Annotated in this window: 17 protein-coding genes; 9 read left to right on the top strand and 8 right to left on the bottom strand. The window is 59.7% G+C overall.

What is annotated here, in order from left to right:
- Positions 1-2 precede the first annotated feature (2 nt).
- The 5 genes from TU82_RS23040 to TU82_RS23060 are packed head-to-tail and all read right to left on the bottom strand — an operon-like array spanning position 3 to position 5,128.
- Entirely contained in the window at positions 3-1,484 is a 1,482-nt protein-coding gene (locus tag TU82_RS23040; RefSeq protein ID WP_057725551.1) for an aspartate aminotransferase family protein, read from the bottom strand.
- Entirely contained in the window at positions 1,481-2,158 is a 678-nt protein-coding gene (locus tag TU82_RS23045; protein WP_057725552.1) for a class II aldolase/adducin family protein, read from the bottom strand. Before TU82_RS23045 ends, TU82_RS23040 begins: the two co-directional genes overlap by 4 nt.
- The gene (locus TU82_RS23050; RefSeq protein WP_057725553.1) at positions 2,155-3,783 is read right to left on the bottom strand and encodes a xylulokinase; all 1,629 of its coding nucleotides are present in this window, start codon (positions 3,781-3,783) and stop codon (positions 2,155-2,157) included. Before TU82_RS23050 ends, TU82_RS23045 begins: the two co-directional genes overlap by 4 nt.
- 10 nt (positions 3,784-3,793) lie before the next feature.
- Positions 3,794-4,675, bottom strand: coding sequence for a TorF family putative porin (locus TU82_RS23055; protein ID WP_057725554.1), 882 nt, complete (start codon positions 4,673-4,675; stop codon positions 3,794-3,796).
- A gap of 27 nt (positions 4,676-4,702) precedes the next feature.
- Positions 4,703-5,128: a DUF2147 domain-containing protein gene (locus tag TU82_RS23060; RefSeq protein ID WP_003173760.1), complete on the bottom strand. Its 426-nt coding sequence runs from the start codon at positions 5,126-5,128 to the stop codon at positions 4,703-4,705.
- A gap of 162 nt (positions 5,129-5,290) precedes the next feature.
- Between TU82_RS23060 and TU82_RS23065 the strand changes: the two genes are divergently transcribed.
- From TU82_RS23065 to TU82_RS23080, 4 genes are all read left to right on the top strand, one after another.
- A complete protein-coding gene (locus tag TU82_RS23065; protein WP_057725555.1) occupies positions 5,291-5,965 on the top strand; it encodes a TetR/AcrR family transcriptional regulator in 675 nt (224 codons plus the stop codon).
- A gap of 140 nt (positions 5,966-6,105) precedes the next feature.
- Entirely contained in the window at positions 6,106-7,326 is a 1,221-nt protein-coding gene (locus TU82_RS23070; protein ID WP_057725556.1) for an amino acid deaminase/aldolase, read from the top strand.
- 54 nt (positions 7,327-7,380) lie between these two features.
- Entirely contained in the window at positions 7,381-8,817 is a 1,437-nt protein-coding gene (locus TU82_RS23075; RefSeq protein WP_057725557.1) for a coniferyl aldehyde dehydrogenase, read from the top strand.
- Between the two features lie 21 nt (positions 8,818-8,838).
- Positions 8,839-9,852: an AraC family transcriptional regulator gene (locus TU82_RS23080; RefSeq protein WP_057725558.1), complete on the top strand. Its 1,014-nt coding sequence runs from the start codon at positions 8,839-8,841 to the stop codon at positions 9,850-9,852.
- 6 nt (positions 9,853-9,858) lie between these two features.
- On the opposite strand, the gene TU82_RS23085 is transcribed toward TU82_RS23080, so the two are convergent.
- Positions 9,859-11,394: an aldehyde dehydrogenase family protein gene (locus tag TU82_RS23085; protein WP_057725559.1), complete on the bottom strand. Its 1,536-nt coding sequence runs from the start codon at positions 11,392-11,394 to the stop codon at positions 9,859-9,861.
- Positions 11,395-11,634: 240 nt separating this feature from the next.
- On the opposite strand from TU82_RS23085, the gene TU82_RS23090 reads away from it, so the two are divergent.
- From TU82_RS23090 to TU82_RS29370, 4 genes are read left to right on the top strand one after another with little or no spacing between them, the layout of a single operon-like run.
- Positions 11,635-12,882, top strand: coding sequence for a pectate lyase family protein (locus tag TU82_RS23090; RefSeq protein WP_420892995.1), 1,248 nt, complete (start codon positions 11,635-11,637; stop codon positions 12,880-12,882).
- A complete protein-coding gene (locus tag TU82_RS23095) occupies positions 12,882-14,462 on the top strand; it encodes a rhamnogalacturonan lyase B N-terminal domain-containing protein (protein ID WP_057725560.1) in 1,581 nt (526 codons plus the stop codon). The genes TU82_RS23090 and TU82_RS23095 overlap by 1 nt, the downstream gene beginning before the upstream one ends.
- 49 nt (positions 14,463-14,511) lie before the next feature.
- Complete coding sequence (locus TU82_RS23100) at positions 14,512-15,045, top strand: sulfite exporter TauE/SafE family protein (protein WP_231982746.1); 534 nt, start codon at positions 14,512-14,514, stop codon at positions 15,043-15,045.
- Positions 14,954-15,256 (top strand): sulfite exporter TauE/SafE family protein, encoded by a 303-nt coding sequence (locus TU82_RS29370; protein ID WP_276307136.1) that lies wholly within the window; start codon positions 14,954-14,956, stop codon positions 15,254-15,256. Before TU82_RS23100 ends, TU82_RS29370 begins: the two co-directional genes overlap by 92 nt.
- A 78-nt stretch (positions 15,257-15,334) precedes the next feature.
- On the opposite strand, the gene TU82_RS23105 is transcribed toward TU82_RS29370, so the two are convergent.
- Together TU82_RS23105 and TU82_RS28290 are read right to left on the bottom strand one after the other, a co-directional pair.
- On the bottom strand, positions 15,335-15,754 hold the full coding sequence (locus tag TU82_RS23105; RefSeq protein WP_231982826.1) for a TetR/AcrR family transcriptional regulator: 420 nt from the start codon (positions 15,752-15,754) through the stop codon (positions 15,335-15,337).
- Between the two features lie 59 nt (positions 15,755-15,813).
- Entirely contained in the window at positions 15,814-16,263 is a 450-nt protein-coding gene (locus tag TU82_RS28290) for an amino acid permease (RefSeq protein ID WP_231982745.1), read from the bottom strand.
- 362 nt (positions 16,264-16,625) lie between these two features.
- On the opposite strand from TU82_RS28290, the gene metC reads away from it, so the two are divergent.
- Positions 16,626-17,795 carry a cystathionine beta-lyase gene (metC, locus tag TU82_RS23110; RefSeq protein WP_057725561.1) on the top strand — a complete coding sequence of 390 codons (1,170 nt, stop codon included), beginning with the start codon at positions 16,626-16,628 and terminating at the stop codon, positions 17,793-17,795.
- Positions 17,796-17,941: the final 146 nt, after the last annotated feature.

Consider the following 17,941-nt stretch of genomic DNA (forward strand, 5'->3'; position numbering starts at 1 on the left):
CCTCACACCAGTTGGAAAACGGCGTCGAATCGCTCGAGCGCGTCGTCGATGACATCATCGGTATCGGCCAGGCTGGTGTAGATCCGGCTGCCGGCCAGCGTGATCAAGCCGTGCGCGGTATACGCGGCGCCCATCTCTTCCATCATGTGCTTGCGCGACTTGGCCTCATTGCGCGCGCGCAGGAGCTTGAGCGGGTTGCTGGTGTCGAGCAACAGCACGCCGGAGGTCTGCAAATGCACGATCGAGCCCATGTTATAGGCCACATACGGCAAACCGCGGCGGTTGATGATTTCTTCCAGCCCCTTGCGCATGCGGTCGCCGGCGCGTCCCGCCAGGGCCGGCGCATTCAGTTTGCGCGCCTCGAGCAAGGCGTAGTAGCCCGCGACGCAAGACAGCGGATTGGCCGACAGCGTGCCACCGACAAACGCCCGGCGCGCCGAGGTGCCGATGCCGCCGGCGAGCAACTGCATGACATCCCTGCGCCCACCGATAGCGCCCGCCATCGGGTAGCCGCCGGTGAGGCATTTGCCCAGCACGGTGATGTCCGGCATCACGTTGAAATACGCTTGCGCACCGCCCAGGCCGGCACGGAAACCGGTGACCACTTCGTCGAAAATCAGCAGCGTGTCGAATTCGTCGCACAGCTTGCGCAGTTGACGGTTGAAGTCCGGATGTACCGGGCGTGTGCCGCTTTCCGGGCCAAAGGGTTCCACCATGATCGCCGCCGTACCGCCGCGCAGACGATTGATCTGCAAGCGCCGACGCAACGCATCCAGGTTATTCGGCGGGCTCTCCTGGGTGTGGGCCGTGGCGCCGCGCGGGATACCGACGGCCTCCATGCGGCCGGTGCCCGGCAAGCGCATGCCATACACCAGTTGGTCACTCCAGCCGTGATACGCGCCGCCGATCTTGATCACCCATTTCTTGCGGGTATACGCACGCGCCAGCCGAACCGCCGCCATGACCGCCTCGGTACCGGAGCCCAACAGGCGCACCATGTCGACGCCGGGCATCACTTCACAGACCAACTGCGCCAGCTTCACCTCGTATTCATGCAGCAGGCCGGTGACCGGGCCGCAGTCGTCGAGGATGCGGTTGACCTGCTCACGAATCGCCGGGTGGTTGGAGCCCAGCAAGGTCGGACCGCCGGCCTGTAGAAAATCGATATAGCGGTTGCCGTCCACATCGATCAGGTGCGCGCCTTTGGCCTGGGCGACAGCGAGCGGGAACGGGTGGTTGAACGCCAGGTTGTGCTGCACGCCACCGGGTATGAATTTCTTCGCTTCCTCGGCGAGGCGTCGCGAGCCCTGGCAGCGCTCGTCGAAGTAGCCCATGACCTTGTTCAGCGCCTCACGCTTCAAGGGGCGAATCGGCTGCTTGACCAGCGCATCGAAACGCCGATACAGCGAGTCGACATCCGGCCATTGCGAAACCGCTGAATCTATCGGCGCAGGCAATGTGATGGGATCAAGAGGTTTGTTCATGATGGGGTCTCGGAAGAAGAGTGGGCTTGGGCAGCGCTGGAACGCACCAGTGCGTCGACCAGACGTGCGACGGCGGCAGGTGACTGTGATTTATGCCGGGACTGTTCGGTGATTTGGCGTAACAGGTAGTCACGGCAAAAGGTCTCGAGGTCCTCAAGGCGCGCCAGGGTGGTCTCGACATCCGGGCCGCAGCACAACACCCCGTGGTTGCGCATCAGGTACGCGTTGTAATCCCAGCGAATGGCCCGGCCGAACTTGCCGGCCAGCCAGTTGGAGCCTGAAGGTGCATACCCGACCAGGGGAATGTGTTTACCCAAGGAATCCCACAGTTCAGGGTTGGGCACATCCATCGGTTCGCCGAGCAAGGTGCAAGCACTGGCTACGGGTTGATGCGTGTGAATGCTGCACTGCACGTCCGGGCGCGCCCGCAGGATTTTTGCATGCAGCCCGCTTTCAACCGTGGGGGCACGTTCGCCGGAGAGCTGCGCCAGATCCTTGAGGCGCAGCACGCAGACATCCTCGGGGCGCATGGTGAAATAGTCAGTGGCCGACGGCGTGACGGCGATGTGTTGCGCATCGATGCGCAACGCGAGATTGCCGCCGGTGGCCGCAAAAAAGCCGCGGTGACACAGATGCTGCGAGAGCTCGACAATTTGCTCTTGGACATGACTCATGAGGCAGTCTCCTGTGGAGGGTTCAGGCGTCGGTAAAGGGGCGCGAGGCGTTTGCGAACCTCCTGAAACGTGGCGAATTGATCGTCGTACAGCGCGCGAGTGGCACGGGACGGTTCAAACAGGCGGTGCGGGCGTTTGAGACTGGGTAGGTCGTGAAACTGCAGCTTGCCCAACGCCACCGCCGCAATGAACGCCGCCCCGCGTGCATTGGTCTGGATCGCGTTCTGCGGCTGCTGGATAACGCGCCCACAGACGTCAGCCATGATCTGGCACCACACGTCCGATTGGGCACCGCCACCGGTGGCCACGATCACATCGCTGGGCTGGCCGAGAAAGCGCGCGAACGGTTCGAACATCCAGCGCGTATTGAGCGCGACCCCTTCCATGAAGGCGCGAATAATGTCCTCCCGTGAGTGCTCCAGTTTCAGGTTGAACAAACCGGCGCGCAGGCTCGGATCACTGATCGGCGAGCGTTCGCCACATAACCAGGGCGTATAGATCAAGCCTCTCGACCCTGGCGGTACCCGTGCGGCGATACGGTCAAGCAAGGCGTAGACGTCCGGTTGCTGTTCATCACTGAGCAGCTCATCCGGGTGGTACAGCACCTTGTCACGCAGAAATGAAAGGTTAGCGCCCGCCGCCGACTGCATGGCCATCGCCAGGTAGCGACCGTTGACCGCACTGGGTACCGCCGCAATGTGGTGACGCACGCTGGTTTTCTTGAAGGGGACATGTGCGCCCACCCACGATGAGGTTCCCAGATACAGGTGTGGGGCAAAGTCACTGACAGTGGCGCCAACGGCCACTGCCGAGGTGTCGACGGCGCCCGCTACCACTTGCGTGGTGCGCGCCAGACCGAGCGCTTCGGCAAGCTCCGGGCGTAAGGTGCCGATAACATCCGTGGAGCGGACCAGCTCAGGCAGTTTGCCCGCCTCGATGCCCAGCGCCTTGACCAGGCCGTCGTCGTAACGGATGCGGTGGGGATCGCGGTTGTCGGTGATCCAGGCGGTCAGCATCGAGTCGTTGGTGGCGCAATAGCGACCCGACAGGCGCAGGTTCATGTAGTCGAGTACGTTGAGGAACTTGTGGGTTCGCTCGTAACGCTGCGGCTCATGATCGAGGATGTAGGCCATGTGCCCGGCCGAATCCATGCCGGACAAAGAAGCCACGCCACCGGTCAGGCGCAGTGAGCGCCAGAGTTTGAGCGGCCCGTACCCGGCCAGGCTGAATCGCCCTCCTCCCATGCGTTTTTTAACCGCACCGGCGCCGCGTTTATCCAGCCACAACATCGCGCGCCCAATGGCCACGCCGTCCCGATCCACGCACACCGTGCCTTCGCTCTGTGTCGAACAACACACCGCGATCACTTGGCGGCGCCTGGCGGGGTCGGCGCCCAACAGTTCGTTGGCGCCGCGCAGGAAGGCATCCCACCAGTCCTGCGGCGCCTGCTCGACACTCAACCCGTTCACATGCAGCGGCACGCTGTGAAACGCCCATGCGCGAATATCGCCTTCCAGTGAAACCAGGGCGCACTTGCAACCGGAGGTGCCGAGGTCCACCGCGAGGACAAGTTGCTCCAGACCGGTGGCCGCCTGAGGCGTCCGGGATAAGAAAAGCGAAGTCATAAAGGTCTACTCAGAAAGTACGCGAAATCGACGCCACCCAACGGTTTTCATCCGTGGCGCGCACATGGCCGTCGTCCTCGGCCATGTACAACTCGCGCGCGCGCGTCTTGGCGGTGACAAAGTCCAGCCCCCAATCGAAGCCCCACAAGTGATGGATCAGGCCGATGTCGTAGTCCGCCGCGTTCGCTTCGGAGAAATTGACGATTTGCTGATAGCCCGCATGCAGCTTGAGCGTGGTGTTCATGCCGAGTGCGTATTTGTAGTCCAGGTCATAGAGCATGCTGCCACGGGAGTTGCGGTCGCCCTTGGCGTAACATTCCAAGCCCTTGGTGGGATCGTCGCGGAACTGCAACTGGGCCCCGCACACGCCACCGGTGTTGGCACCACGGTAGGTTTTTGACAAGACCCGCGCGACTCGACCTTCCAGCGCGCCGTAACCGATTTCCAGCACGGCGAACTGGCTGTTGTAGTTGGTCGTACGCTCATCGGTTGGAGTGAAAGTGTCGAAGTCGAATTTGTTCGGCGCCTTGAACTGCGCCCCCGGGAACATCTCCGCCGCCAGGCCCACGCCGTAGTGCCACGCTTCCGGGTCGCCAAAGCGATAACCGCCGGCGAGCAAGACGCCCAGTCCATCACCTTCAAGAAACTGCTTTTTGCTGACGGTGGTGAACTCGGCAAGCGCGACCAGGCCACTTTCATGGGCAACCTGAACGGTGACGCGGGCGCCGGGATGATTCAAGGAATCCGAAACGCCCCGAGTGCGGACGTCGGATACCGCCTTGGCCGTGACATCGATGGCATAGCTGGCCATTTCGTCGGCGAAGGCCAGGGATGGGCTGACAATGGGCCACAGCAAGGCGGCCATCAGATAATGGTGTGTTGTTGCACGCATGAGGCTCTCCTACAAGAAAGGTCGGATTTACAAAGTGCAAACCGGTGCAGGAGGCAGTGAGGCAATGCGTTCGAATTGCTCTGTCTTGCCGAGAATCTCGGTGCCGACAAAAGCCCGGACATTGAGGATTCCCTCTTTGACCCGAACGACGCCTTTGTATTTTTTATGATCACGGGGGTCGAACACCCAGCCATCGCGCCACGCTTGCTGGTCAAAACGCTCCAGCTGCATGATCTGTACGCCGCAATCGTTTGTGGTGGAGGCCACGTCCTTGACCCAGACCACCTTTCCACACAGCGCGCCAGGCTTGTCGGCGCAATCGTCTACCTTGACCACAGCGTCCTTTTCCGACGTGAGCCACAGGCCCTTGGCCTCCTGTGGGCCCGCTGCCGCATAACCGCTGGAAGAGCACACCAGTGCCAGGGAAAGGAAAAGCCATTGCCGAGCGTTCATAAGTAGTCACCTGTATTTTTTGTTTTAAGAGACCGTCACACTAACGACACATCGGTTATGATAGTCATCGCTACACGATAGTTATAACTACCATTATCGAGCTCAGCAACATTTTTTTTCATTTTGATAAGCTGACTCTTCACCCTTTTTTGCCAGGTACCTATGGTCAAGCCCAACACTGCCAGCGCCCGCGCCGCCGCCACCGGGAAAACCCAGGAACACAAGAAGCCGCCTGCACAGCAACGCAGCACCGAGACCTACGAACGCATCCTGGTCGCCACCGCGCAGACCCTGTGCGACGTTGGCATCGAACGCCTGTCCACCAACCTGGTCTGCGAATGTGCCGGGCTGACGCCGCCGGCGCTGTACCGCTACTTTCCGAACAAATACGCACTGCTGAGCGTGCTGGGTGAACGTCTGCTGGAGAAACAGAACGGCCTGATCGACAACTGGATCACGCCGCAGCTGTTGTCCGGACCGCCCGAAGTCCTGGAGTCGGCGCTCGCCGAGCTGATCCTGGACACCTACCGGGTCACCCAGGCGACGCTGGGCGGCATGTGGATTCTCAAGGGCTTGCGCGCCGTACCGGCACTGGAGCACGTGCGGCTCGACTCCCACCGCAAGGTGTCCGCCGCACAGGCGCAGATCCTCGCGGCGATATTTCCACAGGCCGATCCTCAACAGCTGGCCACCGCTGCCCGTGTCGCGGTGGAGATGATTCACGCCACGATCGAACTGTTGTTCGATGAGTCCATGGACCCCAAAAACGTATGTGCGATGGTCGCGTCGATGATTGTCAGCCATCTGGATCGGTTGGCGCCTGCTCCAAGCGCATGAAGTGAAGTGCGGGCGAACATGGCCGGCGTGAACCCGTTGGCCGGCCGCATCGCACCTTCATCGTCATCCAGACACGCTTTACCCTCCCAGCGGCGAGACCACGCGTCATTTCACTTACCGCTGAACTCATTGGGTCCTTCATGCGCCGTGTCGAAACTGCCCCGCTGCTTCCCGCTCGCGATTACGCCTATTACCACCAGGTGCTGGACGGGGTGCGGTTACCTGCCGCGTTCGTCGACCTGGATGCGCTGACCGCCAACCTCCAGCAGTTGGGCAAACGTGCCGGGCGCCTGCCCGTGCGGCTGGTGACCAAATCCATACGTTCGGTGGAGATGATGCGGATGATCATGAGCGCAGCGCCCTTCGTGCAGGGCCTGCTGTGCTACTCCGCCGCCGAGGCCGCCTGGCTGGCCAGCCTGGGTTTCGACGATATCGTGGTGGCCTACCCGACGGTCGATGCGCGCAGCCTGGTCAAAGTCGCCTGCCAGTTGCGCCGGGGACGCTCGATTACGCTGATGGTCGACAATCGGGCTCAGGTGCAGGCGATCAACGAGGTCGCGGTGACGCAAGGCGTGGTCATGCCGTTGGCCATCGATCTGGATATGTCCTCGGTTTTTCCAGGGCTGTACTTCGGTGTGCACCGCTCGCCGACCAATGACGAGGCGAGTGCACTGGCCCTGGCCGCCGCTATCGCCGCTTCGCAAGGCGTCGAGCTGCAGGGCCTGATGGGCTACGAAGGGCAGATCGCCGGGCTGATGGACGCGGTGCCGGGCCAAGCCATCAAGAATGTGATCATCCGTTTTCTCAAACGTCGTTCCATTGCCCAGGTCAATAAACGCCGTGAGCAGGTGGTGCATGCCTTGCGCAGGGCCGGCCACACTTTGCGGTTCGTGAACGGCGGCGGCACGGGCAGTTTTGAAAGCACCCGTCTCGACCCTTCAGTGACCGAGTTGGCGGCTGGCTCCGGCCTGTACGCGCCGACTCTGTTCGACCACTACCAAGCCTTTGAACTGACGCCCGCCGCCGGCTTTGCCTTGCCCGTGACACGCACCCAGGCCCCCGGCGTGATGGTGTGTTCCGGCGGCGGTTACATCGCCTCCGGGCCTGCGGGCAAGGACCGATTGCCCCAGCCCTGGTTACCTGGCGGCTGGCGTTTGATCGACAACGAAGCCGCCGGCGAAGTCCAGACCCCCTTGCGGGGCAACCTGGATGACGCCTTGAACATCGGTGATCCGATGCTGTTCCGTCACGCCAAGGCGGGCGAGTTGTGTGAACGTTTCGATGAATTGCTAGTGATCAGCAACGGCCGTGTGATGGAACGCGTGCCGACGTATCGCGGCGAAGGCAAGAACTTCTTCTGATGACCCGCGCGCTCCAACCCGCCTCTTCCGGCATCACGCCCAAGGAATACCGTCATGAACCAGCCCATCAGCAGCCTGCCCTCCTCGCTTGAACCCGTGCCGTTGCTCAATGAGCTGTTCACCGCGCAACAAGCCGCCGTGTATGCCCAGGGTGCTCCCAGCTACGCGCAGCGCATCGCTGCCCTGGACGCGGTGTTACGCCTGGTGAGCGATCACCATGATCAACTGTTGGAAGCGGTGAGCGCCGATTTCGGCAACCGTTCGTTCGCCGAGACCCAACTCAGTGAGCTGATGCCCATCGTCAACGGCATCAAGCATATCCGCGCGCACCTCAAAGCCTGGATGCGCCCCAGCAAACGCAAGGTGGGCATCGCCTTCAAGCCCGCATCGGCCAAGGTGATCTATCAACCCTTGGGCGTGGTGGGCATTCTGGCGCCCTGGAACTATCCGCTGACGCTGACCCTGGCGCCGCTGGTGGAAGCACTGGCGGCGGGCAATCGGGTGATGATCAAACCGTCGGAGCTGACCCCGCGCACCGCCGCGTTGCTGCAATACTTGCTGGCCCAGACCTTTCCCGCCGACCAGGTCACCGTGGTCATCGGCGACGCGCAATTGGCCGGGCGTTTCAGTGAGCTGCCGTTCGATCACTTGTTGTTTACCGGCTCCTCCCAGGTCGGACGCCTGGTGATGGCGGCCGCGGCGCGCAACCTGACTCCGGTGACCCTGGAGTTGGGAGGCAAGTCACCGGTTGTGCTCACGGCTGATTTCCCGCTGAAAAAAGCCGCACGCATGATCGCCATCGGCAAGTTGTTCAACGCCGGGCAAACCTGTGTCGCCCCCGATTACGTGCTGGTACCGCGCCAGCTGGTCGAGCGCTTTGCCACCGAATGGATGGCGGCGGCCAAGCAGCTGTACCCCAGCATCGACGGCAACAAAGACTACACCTCGATTATTTCGCGGCGTCACTATGAGCGCCTGTTGAACCTGGTGGATCAGGCCATCGTGGCTGGGGCCAAGGTATGGCAGGACAGCGCGTTCGATAAGACCACCGAGCGCAAAATCCCACCGACCCTGCTGACCGATGTGCCGCTGAGCACCGACATCATGCGCGAGGAAATCTTCGGCCCGCTGTTGCCGGTGGTCGCCTATGACAGCCTCGACGAGGCGCTGGCATTTATCAATACACGTCCCAAACCCTTGGCGCTGTATTGCTTCTCCAACGATCGAAACTGCGTTGAACACGTGGTCCGGCACACACGCTCGGGCGGTGTGACGATCAATGGCACCATGCTGCACGCGACCCAGGACGACCTGCCCTTCGGTGGCGTTGGTGAAAGCGGCACGGGTGCCTACCATGGCTATGAAGGGTTTGTGCGGCTGTCCCATGCGCGTGGCGTATTCAAGCTGAGCCCCTTCAATATGTCCGACAAGGTCGCGGCGCCGTATGGGCGGCTGACACGCCTGGTCACCCGCCTGATGCTGGGCAAATAACCGCGCGACAAGGAGTACGGCATGCTCGGTCCCCTGCGGCACACCGCCGACTTACCGGTCAACCTGCTGCGCAGTCTGGCGCAGCTGATCGCGCAACTGGGCCTGGACCCGGATCGGCTGTGCCTGGGGCTGGGTTTCAACCTCGCGGACCTCGCCAACCCGCAAAGCCGGGTGTCGATCCGTCAGGCGTGCCTGATGATCAAGCGCGCCCTGGACATGACCCAGGGCCGCGACAGAGGGCTGGGCCTGGACATGAGCGCGACCGAGTCCATCGCCTCCATGGGCCTGGTGGGTTATGCGATGTTGACCAGCGCCACCCTCGGCAACGCGATCGCACTGGGCATCGACATGCAGAAGCAGACCGGCGCGCTGTTGAGCTTCGAACACCTTGAATCCCCAGGGCATATCACGCTCCAGGTCGCCTGCGCGTTTCATGAACCCGAGGTCCTGACCTTTCTGGTGGAAGAAGCCTTCGGCATGCTCCTGAATATCGCGCGTACCCTCGCGGGCCCGGCGTTCAGCCCGTCCTCGATCGAGCTGACTTACCCAAGGCCCACCTACGCCGACCACTATGAGCACCTGTTCCGATGCCCGGTGCACTTCGACTGCAAGGACAACCTGTTTGTCTGCGCCAATCACTGGGCCAACACCCCCATCGGTACTCACGATGCGTTGAGCAATCGACAAGTGGTGGAGTTGCTGGAGATGAGTGCCGAACGGGGCGGCGAAATCGAGTTCGTCGAATCCATCGAGCGTATCCTGCGCCGCGATCTGCGCACGCCCCTCAACTTGTCTGCCGTAGCCGCGCAGCTGTGCATGAGCGAGCGCACCCTGCGCCGACGCCTGGCGCAGAATCAGAGGCCCTATCAAGCCATTCTGGATGATCTGCGCAAGCAGCGCGCGTTGTCGTTGCTGGGCAATGTGCGTATGACGCTGGATGAGGTCGCTTATGAGGTGGGCTTCAGCGACGCGCAGAACTTCCGCAAGGCGTTCAAGCGCTGGACCGGGCATGGCCCGCGCCAGACGCGGGCTTGACCACCGTCACTCCCTAGGCTTTTGACTGAACGCTTCCAACCGCAGACCATGCCAGGCGATCGCCAGCAGGCGCAAGCGTTGCGGCCCGTACAGCGCTTGAATAAAACGTTCGAACAGCGTGAATTTACGCTGCGTGTAGGGGTACCAGTTGGCTTCGATCTTGCTGCCGGACTTGTCGATCAGCACCGCCTTGCTACGGGTGAACCCCAGCAATCCCTCCGGCCCGCGCAGTTTGCCGAAGCCGCTTTTCTTTGCACCGCCAAACGGCAAACCTGGGTTGCCCTCGCTCATGTTGACGTTATTGATCGACACCCCACCCACTTCCAACGCACCGGCCACCCGCAGCGCGCGTTGCGGGTCGGCGGTAAACACACTGGCACACAAGCCGTAGTGGGTATCATTGGCCAACTCAATGGCCTGTGCTTCGCTGCTGAAGGCCATGACCGGCAACACCGGCCCGAAGGTTTCCTCGGTCCACACCCGCATCCGGGGCGTGACGCGGTCCAGAATAATTGGCTGCACGGTCAGGCAGTTCGCGCTGGGGATGGCACCGAATCGCAGGCGCGCACCAAGGTTCAGGGCATCCTGGACATGCTCGATGACCTTGTCGCGCTGAAAGTCCACGGTCATGCGCCCGACATCGGCATCGCCATTATCGCCCACACGCACAACAAGCTTTTGCGCCTCCTTGACCAAGTTGTCGACAAAACGATCTTGTATGCTGTGCTCCACCAACAGCCTCTCCACGCCGCTGCAGGATTGCCCGGCGTTGGTGAAACCGCCCCACAGCGCCGCTGCTACCGAGCGTGCGATGGGTGCGTCGGCAAATACAATCATCGGATCCTTACCTCCCAACTCCAGCTCGACCGGAATCAACTCGCGACTGGCCTGGGCCATGATTTTGCTGCCGGTGGGGCCGCTACCGGTAAAGAAGATCTTCGCCGGCTGTTGATCGATCAACGCAGAACCCAGGCTGCCGGTGCCGTACACCACTTGGACCAGCGCTTGCAAAATGGGCGAACACGCCAGGACGCGCTCGACCAACCCCTTGCAGGGTGCATGTTCGGAGGGTTTATAGACCACCGCATTGCCCGTTACGATCGCCGCCGCGATGCCCGTGATTGCGTTATGGAAGGGGTAATTCCAGGGGCAGATGATCAGCACGACGCCCAAGGGTTCGTGCAGCAGCAACGACTGCTTGCCCAGCAGCGTAATCGGCGTCTTGACCTTTTCCGGCCTCAGCAGCCGTTCGGCATTGCTTTCCAGCCAGTTGAGCCAATCGAGGGTGCCGAGAATTTCAGCGACCAGCGCATCCGTTCGACATTTACCCACCTCCTGCATGACCTGCGCGATGATCATCGAGCGATCGGCCAAAATCGTTTGTTTGAGCTTGGACAGCTCCGCCAGACGTGCCCGTATCGACAGCTGAGAATGGGTGCTGAACGCCTGCCGGGCCTTCGCAAATGCGACTTGGGCAGTCTCGGTTTCGCAGGGCTGCGTAATGTCGAGCGGATTAGCTTTCAACTCAAAGGGGGTGTCCATGCAACGCTCCTCGGGATCATCAACCAACCTCCAAGGTAACGGGCTGCAGCATCGTGAGGCAGGGTTGAGACGGACGAAAACCGGTTAAAAACGGCTAGCTGATAACGCCCTGCTGAACCTCAGCTGAAAGCAATGACTATCGGGCTTAAATCATTTGATAAATAACCGCGCCTATTCAGATCATGGCGAGCCTGTTTCGCAAGGCTTGGCCGCCTGTATTGAACCCTCAGGAAACCGCCGTTGACGTTCTCGATTCCCCAGTGTCTTTCAGCCCTCGTGTTAGCTGCCGCTGCGCTGGTCGCGCAACCCTCTCTGGGGGCAAGCCATGCCGACGGTTTTGCCAAAGACGTGACCGGAGGTGGCCAGGCTGGCACCGTGCATCCCGCAACCCTGGACGAACTGAAAAAAGCTCTTTGCGCGAGCTTCGACACCCGGGGCAATTGCACCGATGACACCCCGCGTGTGATTGCTCTGGACCATACGTTTGATTTTCGCGGTTCGGTTGTGTCCGACGGCAGCGCCCAAGTCACGGATGCCGGTTGCATGGCCAACGCCTGCCCCCACGGCGGTGGGCAGTGGGCAATCGACGGCGCCAATCATTTTTGCCAGTCTAAACCGCCGGCCACGGTGACTTATGACAAGGCAGGCTTGCAGCGTTTGAAGATCGGTTCGAACAAGACCCTGCTCGGTGTGGGCGCCCATGCCGGTATCCAGGGCATGGGGTTGTTCATCGGCAGCGGCGCGCACAATGTCATCGTGCGCAACCTGGTCCTCTCGGACATCAATCCCCGCGTGGTCTGGGGCGGCGACGCACTCACGCTGGACGATGCCGATGGCGTATGGATCGATCACGACACCTTTGCGCGTATCGGTCGACAGATGATCGTGACCGGCTGGGGCAGCGCGACCCATGTGACAATCTCCAACAACGAATTCGACGGCCGCACGCCCTACTCCGCGACCTGCGATGGTCATCATTACTGGGTATGGTTGTTTCTGGGCCATCACGACACCCTGACGCTGCTCAACAACTATGTGCATGACACCTCGGGACGCGCCCCTCATTCCGGCGGCATGGGCAATGCCGAAGTGCGCGCGCAACTGGTCAATAACCTGTTTGTTCATCTGACATACCAGGGCGCGGTCATGTCGCGTACCGCCAGCTCCTATCTACTGGTGGAAGGCAATGACTTCGAAGACGTGTCCCACCCGCTGTTCAACGATACCCAGCAACCGGGCAGCGCGTATGCCCTCTTCACGCCCCTCCCACCGTCGCCCGACGATGGCTGCCAGGCTGCGCTGGGCAGGCCCTGTGTCGCCAACCGGCAGCGCCTGAGTGGCGATGATTATCGTCCCCGGGATGCTTCTGTGCTGGAGGCGTTCAAGGCCTACCGTCAATACCTTGTTGCACCGCAGCCAGCCGACATTGCGCGAATTGGCGTGCTGCGCGATGCCGGTGCGGGCCAGCTCACCCCTGGAAACCACTGATGCGACGTGTCCTGCTGCTAATGCTCTGCTCACTGGCGACCCCTGCCTTCGCCGGTTTCGGCTTCACGCGCACCGACTCGCGCATCGTCGTCGACACCGATGCACAGTTGCTGTTCAGCGTGGACACCCGCAATGGCGATCTGGTCTCCCTGCGTTATCGCGGCAGTGAATTGCAGACCACCGAACCCAAGGCCTCGCAGGTCGCATCCGGCTTGGGCAGCGCACAGGTCGAGGCGCATACAGTGGGTGATGTAATCGTCATCAGCGCGCGGGCGGGTGATTTGATCCACTACTACCTGGCAAAAAAAGGCCGCGCGGCCATTTACATGGCGACCTATGCGCCCACCTTGCTGCCTGTGGGCGAGCTGCGCTTCGTGGCGCGGCTCAACGTCGGCAAGCTGCCCAAGGCTGTGCATGGCACCGATTCCAATGTCGGCACGGCGATCGAAGGCAAGGACGTGTTCCTGCTAGCGGATGGCCGCACCAGTTCCAAGTTCTATTCGGCGCAACCGATGATCGACGACCCATTGCACGGCGTAAAAGGCCCGGGTGTCGCGGTGTATATGCTGATGGGCAATCGCGAGCTCAGCTCGGGCGGTGCATTTTTCAAGGATATTGCCACCCAGAAAACCCCGACCACCCATGAACTTTACAACTACATGTACTCCAACCACACCCAGACCGAGCCCTTTCGCGGCGGCCTGCACGGGGTCTACGGGCTATTGTTTACCGACGGTGATGGGCCTGATGCACGCTTGAGCGACCTGGGTTTTGTCGACGATCACCTGGGCCTTGCGGGCTTCGTGGACAGCACCGGACGCGGCACCCTGGCCGGCCAGGTATCCGGTGTGGCCGGTGCGCTGCCTGCAGTGGTGGGTTTGAGTAATGCCAACGCCGAGTATTGGGCGCGCGCCGATGGCAGCGGGCGGTTCGTCGTGACCGGGGTAAAACCTGGATACTACCGGGTCACGCTGTACCAGAATGAGCTGGAAGTCGCGCAAACCACCGCCGCAGTGAGCGCCGGCGGCACCACGCAAACCAGCCTGCAGGCGCAGCCGCCGGCCGGCCAGGTGAAGTGGCAAATCGGTATGCCCGATGGCACGCCGGCGGGTTTTCGCAACGCCCACCTGCTGGCATCCGCCCACCCCAGCGATTCACGCATGGCGCCATGGGCCCCGGTCATCTACAGCGTTGGCAGCAGCCCTGTCGACGCCTTCCCCGCCGCGCAATGGCGCGACGTCAACAGCCCGACCCGCATCCAATTCGTGTTGGCCGCCAACGAGGTGACGGCTTACCGATTGCGCCTGTTTATTTCACTGGCCCAAGCCGGAGGGCGCCCGGCGGTGAGTGTCAATCAGCACTGGGAGGCGCCCGTGCCAGCGGCCTCGAATCAACCTGACAGCCGTGGGATTACTCGAGGTACTTATCGCGGTAACAACAGCGTGTTCGAGATCAATGTTCCGGCCACGGCGCTGCATGCAGGTGTCAACACACTGGAGATCGGCGTGGCATCAGGTAACACGGGAAAAGGCTTTCTTAGCCCGGGCTTTGTGTTCGATAGCGTGCAATGGGTGCAGTAATGATCACCGGCACTCGATTAACCGACTTACCTTCGGCAAGCACGCCGAAATGATAGCTAGCGAGTGGCTGACAGGGGCTGGCCTGGTCATTCTAGGTATCGTGACTGGCTTTGTCGGCACCAATACGGGAGGAAGCGTGTTTCTCACAGTACCGGTCATGATTGGGCTAGGCATTGCACCGCAGTCGGCTGTAGCCACTGCCCGCTTGGCCTCACTGGGCACGATGCTGGCTGGACTGCGTCATTTTCACCAATACGGAAAAATCGATTATGCCGCCGCCTTCCCAGCGGCCCTCCTAGGTCTGCTTGGGGCGCTGGCGGGGGCGAGTCTGCTGATTGAAATCGATCCTCTGCTGCTGCACAAAATAATTGGGGCACTCACGCTGTTACTTGTGTTGCTTTCGCTAATCAAAAAGCCGCTTGCCGGAGAGCCCCACCCTTCCTGGACAAGGCGACTCGCAGGCTATTTGCTGTTCATCCCAGTAGGCGCAATTGGGGGTTATTTGGCGGGCAAGCAAAACTGTCGACGTACATCTACATTATTTTTTTCGCAAAACGATCAGCGAATCCATTGGCACCCGTAAGGTAGGAGGACTGGCTCTGTCAATCGGCTCGTTAATACTCTTCGGCCTGAATGGTATCGTCAACTGGCGGTACGGCGGCTACCTCTTGACAGGCACATTGCTTGGTGCAAACGCCGGGGCACGATTTGCATTAAGCAAAGGCGATGAATGGATGGAGTGGGTATTCAATATCGTGGTGATCGGCTTGGCGTTGAAGCTGCTATTTGGATGATTGGCATTGACAGGTGCCACCAGGAAGTTACTGATCACAAACGCTGACTCCGAGCAACAATACGCCGCAAGAGCCAGGTTATGACACAGTCGTGAATTTCAAGATCAGCTCAAACCCAGATTGATCAATCATTGTTTCGTTGAGCGCCCACGCGATGTAGCAGCTACCTTCAAGCACGCTCAAAATCGCTCTAGCTACGTCCTTAGGGTTGATTCCCACGGTGATCGTATGGGCCATTTGACCTTCGACCAGGTTGTCTTCCAACCAGATAAGATGGATTTCGAAGAACGTTTTCGTCAGTGCTTTCAGACGCGCCGGCAGCACCGATAACTCAGCGGCAAGCGCACCACAAAGAGGCAGCATTCCATTTTTTGAGCTTTCTGAAAAAAATGCAGAGAACGCCCTTAACCGCGCAACAATATCAACATTTTCCTGATTGATCTTCGCCAGGCTTTTAGTGAATCGAAACAAGTAACTGTCAACAATCGCGACGCTCATTCCTTCTTTGGTAGGGAAGTGGTGATGAATACTGGACTTTTTAATACCTACTTCGTCCGCTAGGTCAGCGTAACTGAACGCAGCGTAACCCTTGGTTCGCAACACTTCATGTAGATCGCGATCGCTGTTATGTCCACGACGCCGGTTAAGGTCCACACCAAAAAATACATCCAACCGGCAACAAATGAAGCTCCCTCCCCCATAAACTCCCGGGTGTAAGACACAAAACTGCCGCTTCTCGGACGGTGCATCACCAGCTCACCCAACGCCCGCAAGATAAAGAAAGCAAACACCCCACAGACCAAATACACAATGGCCAATGACGGCCCCGCAATTTGCAACCTCGCGCCGGCCCCCAGAAATAATCCCGTTCCTATTGCTCCACCCAATGCCATCATTTGCACGTGGCGTTTTTTTAGATGCTTCGCATAGCCGGTCTCATGGGAATCGAGCCAGTTCGATCGCGTTACTGATTCGTCATGTCCTGCCAGGGCATTATTCTTTTTCATATTCCACCCACGCTATTGATGTGCAGTTCGTGTTTTTTTCGTGTTATCTAAGATGTCCGCCCACTTCCAGTCCGCAATCCAACACAAGTGCTTTATAACTTGTCACTGATACATCGTGACGCACCTTTTTGAAGCATTTCCTGCGCATTGTTATTTTTTACCGAACACCCCAAACACTAAAAACCTACCATCCACATGAATGCCGTTCAACGAATATTTTATAAAAACCAATACCTTGTTGATTTTTCTAGTCTTTTAAAAAATACCATCCTATTGGTAGACATTTAATTATTTTGATAGCTTAATCCAAGACAGCGTCAGAGACGCGCAGTCAGCCCCTCAGGACATTCTTGGACGGTCGCATGAAAAAATATAAAAGCGTACAAACCCTGCTCGCTCATGCGTCGATCGAGCCCGAGCAGCATCATGGGTTCGTCAACACCCCGGTCTATCGCGGTTCGACAGTGGTGTTCCCCACCTGTGAATCCATGCGCGAAGGCCGCCAGAAATACATGTATGGCCGCTGGAATAACCCTTCGACTGAAGCACTCACCCAGGCCCTGCAGCAACTGGAGGGCGCCCAAGGCACGGTACTTTGCCCATCGGGACTTTCAGCGTGTACGACTGCCATCCTCAGTGTGGTAGGTGCTGGCGACCACCTGCTGATTGCCGACAACGTCTATTCACCCATCAGAGCATTCGTTGAACACGTCGGTAGCCGACTGGGTATTGAAGTCACGTTTTACGACCCGGCCATCGGTGCTGACATCGCAGGTTTTATCCAGCCGAATACAAAAGCCATTTACGCCGAGTCTCCTGGCTCGCTGACCCTGGAAATACCAGACATTCGCGCAATCACTAAGGTTGCCCACGAGCATGACGTTTTGGTTATTGCGGACAATACATGGGGGACCCCGCTTTACTTTCCATCGCTGGAGCTTGGCGTGGACCTTTCGATCATGGCCGCAACCAAGTACATCGTTGGTCATTCCGACGCCATCCTGGGAACTGTCTCGGCGTCGGAGCGAGCCTGGGACAGCCTCAAGAAATATCACTTCAACACGGGATTGTTTGCTAGCCCGGATGACGTCTCACTGGCCCTGCGAGGCATGCGCACGCTGGAAGTGAGACTGGAGCGTCATTTCAAAAACGCGACTCTGGTGGCCAAGTGGCTGGAAACCCGGGACGAAGTGGAGGCCGTTTATTATCCAGCGCTGGCCTCTCATCCGCAGCATCACTTGTGGAAAAGAGACTTCAAGGGGGCCTCAGGCTTGCTTTCGTTCCTGACTAAACCTTCCCCGCAGGCGGCGGCGGATGCACTTCTGGATAATTTATCGCTGTTCTCGATTGGTTACTCATGGGGAGGTTTTGAAAGCCTGGCGATGATTGCAGACCCAACACCCGTCAGGAGTGCTACGACCTGGGCAGCCGACGGGCACCTAGTCCGCCTTCATATTGGTCTTGAAGATCCGGATGACCTGATTGCGGATCTGGAGCGCGGGTTCGAAAGGTTCAACCGTTTACGCGGGTAATACGGTTTTCAGAGGGGGCAGTTCGTTAATATCACACGCCGAATTGAACACCTACCAACCGGATGGTAGCGTTTGTGAAAATTAACGGCCTCCCTCCACCTACGTTAACCGCTATCGAACAGCAGATAATTCGCACTGCTGGCCAG

The organism is Pseudomonas orientalis (assembly GCF_001439815.1).
GTDB classification, from domain to species: Bacteria; Pseudomonadota; Gammaproteobacteria; order Pseudomonadales; family Pseudomonadaceae; genus Aquipseudomonas; species Aquipseudomonas orientalis.